General features: G+C 60.2%; 2 protein-coding genes and 1 pseudogene. 2 read left to right on the plus strand and 1 reads right to left on the minus strand.

Annotated features, from left to right (window positions below; genetic code table 11):
* The first annotated feature begins 200 nt into the window (after positions 1 to 200).
* Together KGB07_RS25530 and KGB07_RS25535 are read left to right on the plus strand one after the other, a co-directional pair.
* Positions 201 to 1,253: a WD40/YVTN/BNR-like repeat-containing protein gene (locus KGB07_RS25530; protein WP_223466908.1), complete on the plus strand. Its 1,053-nt coding sequence runs from the start codon at positions 201 to 203 to the stop codon at positions 1,251 to 1,253.
* Positions 1,254 to 1,281: 28 nt separating this feature from the next.
* Positions 1,282 to 3,666 carry an efflux RND transporter permease subunit gene (locus KGB07_RS25535; protein ID WP_046037185.1) on the plus strand — a complete coding sequence of 795 codons (2,385 nt, stop codon included), beginning with the start codon at positions 1,282 to 1,284 and terminating at the stop codon, positions 3,664 to 3,666.
* A 90-nt stretch (positions 3,667 to 3,756) separates the two neighbouring features.
* On the opposite strand, the pseudogene KGB07_RS25540 reads toward KGB07_RS25535, so the two are convergent.
* Positions 3,757 to 6,211, minus strand: a pseudogene (locus KGB07_RS25540) (hypothetical protein); the annotation flags it as partial.

Below are 6,211 nucleotides of genomic sequence, written 5' to 3' on the forward strand. Positions count from 1 at the left end.
CCCCCATCCCCCCCGGTTAACAAAACATAACGTGGCGTCGATTGTCAGACATTAAAAAACACCGATAGGATAGGCCAGCTTCCGAAGGGGCTCTGGATTGCGGGTTTCAGGACTATGCTCTGAAACAGCCGGTCCAGACACGCACCCTTGCGGCGCCCAGAAAGGTTGAACGACCTAACAATAATAATGGGGGAAGGTTTATGAGTGAGCCTGTCATGGGTGTGGGTATCTGCCGCCCGCCGGCACTACGCAAATTCGCGTTGCTGGCCACAGCGCTCTCGCTGTTGGGCTCTGCCATGCTGTCGGCGCCTGCGCTGGCCGCGTCGGCGCCAGCATCCGACGTTGTTTATTCCATTGAATCTGCCAAGGCTGCCAAAAGCCTGATGCTCGATGTCGTCCACGCCGGCAAGCGCCTGGTGGCGGTCGGGGATCGTGGGCACATCCTGTATTCCGATGACCAGGGCGCTACCTGGGCCCAGGCCAAGGTCCCGACCCGGGCCCTGCTGACGTCGGTGTTTTTCGTCGACGACAAGCACGGCTGGGCCGTCGGCCATGACGCGCAGATCCTCGCCAGCGAGGACGGCGGCGCGACCTGGACCAAGCAATTCGAAGATCTGAAACGCGAATCGCCGCTGCTCGATGTCTGGTTCAAGGACGTCGACAGCGGCTTTGCCGTGGGCGCTTACGGCTCGCTGATGGAAACCACCGACGGTGGCAAGCATTGGGAAGACGCCAGCGACCGCCTGGACAACGAAGACCAGTACCACCTGAACGCGATTGCCGCGGTCAAGGACACCGGGCTGTTCATCGTCGGCGAGCAGGGCAGCATGTTCCGCTCCGCGGACTGGGGCCAGACCTGGGAGAAGCTCGAAGGTCCGTACGAAGGCTCGCTGTTCGGCGTGATCGGCACGGCGCAGCCCAATACGCTGCTGGCCTACGGACTGCGCGGCAACCTTTACCGTTCCACGGATTTCGGCACCACCTGGGACCAGGTCGAGCTCAAGGCTGAACGTGGCGACCTGGAGTTCGGGCTGTCCGGCGGCACGCTGCTCGATGACGGTTCCATCGTGATCGTCGGCAACGGCGGCTCGGTGATTCGCAGCAGCGACAATGGCGAAACCTTCAAGGTGGTCAACCGTCCGGACCGTATTTCGGTCTCGGCAGTGACGGCGGCAGGCAATGGCAATCTGGTTCTGGCCGGGCAGGGCGGCGTTCGCGTCACTTCGCCGAACGGCACCGAGTCGGGCAAATGAGCCGGGTTAATAATAAGAAGGCGGAGCTATGACTTCCTTGAGTACTCATCACCAGGACAAGGCGACGTTCCTCGAGCGCCTGATCTTCAACAACCGCCCGGCAGTGATCACGATCTGTCTGCTGGTCAGTATTTTCCTGTTCTGGCAGGCGACGCTGATCCGTCCGTCCACCAGCTTCGAAAAAATGATCCCGCTGGAGCACCCCTTCATCCAGAAGATGATGGAGCACCGCAACGATCTAGCGAACCTGGGCAACACCGTGCGGATCTCGGTGGAAGCCACCGATGGCGACATCTTCTCCAAGGAGTACATGGAGACCCTGCGTCAGATCAACGACGAGGTGTTCTACATCTCCGGTGTCGACCGTTCCGGCCTCAAGTCGCTGTGGAGCCCGAGCGTTCGCTGGACCGAAGTGACCGAAGAGGGCTTCGCCGGCGGCGAAGTGATTCCGCAGAGCTACAACGGCTCCCAGGCCAGCCTCGACTTGCTGCGCAACAACGTACTCAAGTCCGGTCAGGTCGGGCGGTTGGTGTCCAACGACTTCAAGTCGAGCATCGTCGACATTCCGTTGCTGGAGTCCTACCCGGACCCGCAGGACCAGGGCAAGCTGCTGGCGCTGGACTATCGCCAGTTCTCCCACGAGCTTGAGGACAAGATCCGCACCAAGTTCGAAGCGCAGAACCCGAACGTGAAGATCCACATCGTCGGTTTCGCCAAGAAAGTCGGTGACCTGATCGATGGCCTGGTGATGGTGGTGATGTTCTTCGGCATCGCCTTCGTCATCACCCTGATCCTCCTGCTGTGGTTCACCAACTGCCTGCGCAGTACCGTCGCCGTGTTGAGCACGACGCTGGTGGCGGTGGTCTGGCAACTGGGCCTGATGCACTTCTTCGGCTTCGGGCTCGACCCCTATTCGATGCTGGTGCCGTTCCTGATCTTCGCCATCGGTATTTCCCACGGCGTGCAAAAGATCAACGGGATCGCCCTGCAATCGAGCGAGGCGGACAACGCCCTGACGGCAGCGCGTCGCACCTTCCGTCAATTGTTCCTGCCGGGGATGATCGCGATCCTCGCGGATGCGGTGGGTTTCATCACGCTGCTGATCATCGATATCGGTGTGATCCGTGAGCTGGCCATCGGCGCGTCCATCGGCGTGGCGGTGATCGTGTTCACCAACCTGATCCTGCTGCCGGTGGCGATTTCCTATGTCGGCATCAGCAAGCGTGCCGTCGACCGCAGCAAGAAAGATGCGGTGCGCGAACACCCGTTCTGGCGTCTGCTGTCGAACTTCGCCAGTGCGAAAGTGGCCCCGGTTTCCGTTCTGCTGGCGCTGATCGCCTTTGGCGGCGGCCTGTGGTACAGCCAGAACCTGAAAATCGGCGACCTCGACCAGGGTGCCCCGGAGCTGCGTCCGGACTCGCGCTACAACAAGGACAACAACTTCATCATCAACAACTACTCCACCAGCTCCGACGTATTGGTGGTGATGGTCAAGACCAAGTCCGAAGGCTGCTCGCGCTACGAAGCCATGGCGCCGATCGACGAGCTGATGTGGAAGATGCAGAACACCGAGGGCGTGCAGTCGGCGATTTCCCTGGTGACCGTGTCCAAGCAAATGATCAAGGGCATGAACGAGGGCAACCTGAAATGGGAAACCCTGTCGCGTAACCCTGACGTGCTGAACAACTCTATTGCCCGTGCTGACGGCCTGTACAACAACAGCTGCTCCCTGGCGCCGGTGCTGGTGTTCCTCAACGATCACAAGGCCGAGACCCTGGATCGCGCGGTGCATGCGGTGCAGGAATTCGCCAAGGAAAACAACAAGGAAGGCCTGGAGTTCATCCTCGCGGCCGGTAACGCCGGGATCGAGGCAGCCACCAACGAGGTGATCAAGAAGTCCGAACTGACCATCCTGATCCTGGTGTACATCTGTGTGGCGGTCATGTGCTTGATCACCTTCCGTTCGTGGGCGGCGACCTTGTGCATCGTGCTGCCGCTGGTGCTGACCTCGGTACTCGGCAATGCCCTGATGGCCTTCATGGGCATCGGCGTGAAGGTCGCGACCCTGCCGGTCGTGGCGCTCGGGGTGGGTATCGGCGTGGACTACGGCATCTACATCTACAGCCGCCTGGAAAGCTTCCTGCGTGCCGGGCTGCCGCTGCAAGAGGCGTACTACCAGACGCTGAAGTCCACCGGCAAGGCGGTGTTGTTCACCGGACTGTGCCTGGCCATCGGCGTGTGCACCTGGATCTTCTCGGCCATCAAGTTCCAGGCCGACATGGGCCTGATGCTGACCTTCATGCTGCTGTGGAACATGTTCGGTGCGCTGTGGCTGTTGCCGGCACTGGCGCGGTTCCTGATCAAACCGGAGAAACTGGCGGGGCAGAAGGGCAACTCGTTGTTCGCCCACTGACCGTTTCGTTGCTCTGACACCGAAAGCCGCGACCTGAAAAGGCGCGGCTTTCGACGTTTCTGGCGGCGTAATTCGCAGCTGTCGACTCGACTAACGAACAGGCAGCAGGTCCAGGAACAGCCTTTGATCCCGTGGTGGGGTAATGGGGCTGTAGAGGTCGCGGATGATCACCTTGTTGTCCGGCCCGGCTTGGGCAATCAGATCCTTGAGGGTCATGAAGCGATGTTCGGGGCGTTTGAGGTGGGCGATGGTGTAGGTCGAGGGCGCGCTGTTCGCCTGGGCGTAGTGGAAATGCGCGTACCACAGCACCGTCTCCGAGTTTTTCTCCCGAATGGCGAATTCCGTCAGATAGTCTTTGGCGGCCGTCCGCTTGAGTGCCTGTACCAGCCCGATGTCCACCGCCTGGCGATCGCGAAGGTACTCGATGCTTTCCTGTCGGGGTCGTTGGGCCTTGTATCCCTTGATGCAATGTTGCTGGCCTTTGAGCCGGGTTTCGCTGGCGGTGTTGCGCAATGATTCAAGCTCGTTGCTGATTTGCGGATTGCCTGGCTGGGCGTGCTCCAGTTCGCTGGCCAGCGTTTCGATCCGTTCGGCCTGGTGTTCCAGCATATCGCTCCAGTCGCGGGGGTTGAGTTCATCCCGCCGTTGCGGATCACTGAGCTTTCTTTTCTGAAATTCGATTGAACGCTCAATGGCGGGGATTTCGTCGATCAGTCGCTGCCCCTCCGTGCGTAGCGCGGCAACAGTACGCGGTTGCGCGGCGTGCACAGGCCGCACCGGCGCGGCTTCGACAATTTCGACCCACCCCTCATTGGGGTGCTCCATGAACCGTCCACTGACCTGGAGGGTGACCGGGTTTCGGGTGACGATTGTCGGAAACGGCATGCCAGTGCTCGCCGGTTCCAGCTCTCCCACCAGGGCGCCGTTATCCCGTGACTTGAACACCCGTTTGGTCTTCGACGGTGCTTTGACGGGTTTGAGGGGGGCGGGCAATACCGGCAGAAATTCGTCCTCGCGCAGCAGATCGGCCAGTTCGCTCTCGGCATTGTCCCGTACGATCTCCAGACGCTCCATCAGCAGCGCCATATAGCGGGGTCGGATCAACGGCGACTCAAGCTCCAGCAGTGAAGTGTTGATCTGCAGGCGTCTTTTGTAGTGCCTGATCAGGTTGATCAGGACGTCCTTGCGCTCCTGGGAGGTAAAACCATCCGTGCTCAGCAGCTCCAGATGGGAGTCTTCGAGCGCTGACATGGCGCCCAGACGGTCTTCATGTACCTTGAGAAAGTACTGCTCCTGCGGGGTTTTCGCCTCGACGGTGGTGTCGATGCTCAAGATGTTGAGTACGTCGAGCGACTCGAGGAAGGCGGTGACTCGGTTGGAAAACCTTCGGTCAGGATGGCTTTTGAGGTATTTCAGGCGTTGTGCCGGCCCGGTCTTGAAGTCCTGCGCAAGCTCTGTCAGAACCCCATCCTGCGTGATGATTGCCTGGGTATGTCGCTCGGAGGAGGCAAAAAGGTTTTCCAGAAGGTCGTACATGCGCTGGGCGGTTTCGATGTCATTGCTGTTGTGTTGCAACTCGATCAGCGACTCGCCTTGCTCGGAAACGAAGCTGGCCAGGTAGAGGGTCGCCAGCCGATAGATCCTCAGTCCGTAGGAGGACAGGATCGCGGTGTACTCGCCGATCGCTTTTGCCTCGTATTCGAAGCGCACGTCAACGTCCTTGAGTTGTCGATAGGCCTGGATCAAATCGCGACGGGCCTGGATCAACTGATCGACAATGACCTGATCTCTTTCCTGCAATACCTGGAAATCCAGTCGGCTGCGGGATCGATCAATGGCCTTGAGCCGATGGTCGCCCTGGAGGGCCTGATCCTCGGGCGATGCGCGAAGCCGTATGCGGGCGGTTTGCAGTTCGTTGTCGGCGCTGTCGTACGCGATTCTTGCGGCTTCCAGTTGCCGGTCCATTTCCTTTGCCTGTCTTGCCAGCGTCGATACGGTGCCACCGATTCGGTTGACCTCGACGGTGGCTTGCTCACGTTTCTTGTCTAATTCCGCCAGTTTGGCTTTGAGTCGATTCTTGGGACCACCGCCCTGCAGCTTCAGGCCCGTGTCCAGCGACCATCTGCCTTGTCCGTCGGTCTTGAGCTTGAAGCCGGGATGGAGCGGCTTTTCGGGGTGAATGATGTAAACGTCGCCGAACCCTGGAACGATACTGACCTTGAACAACAATCCGCCCAGCGAGGCATGCCATTGATGGTCGATACGGTACAGCCCCTTGAACATGCCGATTTCAACGGGGGCGGGCACCTGGACGGGCCAGGCGACCTTGAGCTCGAGCAATGCATTCAACAGGCGCTGGCTTGAGGAATCCCTGGCGGTGGAGTGAATGAAATCGATCCGGGTGTGGTCAGAGGCCGGCGGTTCTGCGGGCAAGCCGACCACACCTTGCTCGATGACGGCGGTCGCAGGAGCGACATCCTGGGGGGGACGACGCAGGCGGGCGAGGCGCGCTGGCGGCTCTGCCGGCCGGGGTGCCGGTGTTAAG

The sequence above is a fragment of the Pseudomonas sp. GL-RE-26 genome (assembly GCF_019956275.1).
GTDB lineage: Bacteria > Pseudomonadota > Gammaproteobacteria > Pseudomonadales > Pseudomonadaceae > Aquipseudomonas > Aquipseudomonas grandcourensis.

Bases quoted from the DNA above. Each gene is read 5' to 3' on its own strand.
- KGB07_RS25530 (WP_223466908.1), top strand. From the start codon at position 201: ATGAGTGAGCCTGTCATGGGTGTGGGTATCTGCCGCCCGCCGGCACTA.
- KGB07_RS25535 (WP_046037185.1), top strand. From the start codon at position 1,282: ATGACTTCCTTGAGTACTCATCACCAGGACAAGGCGACGTTCCTCGAG.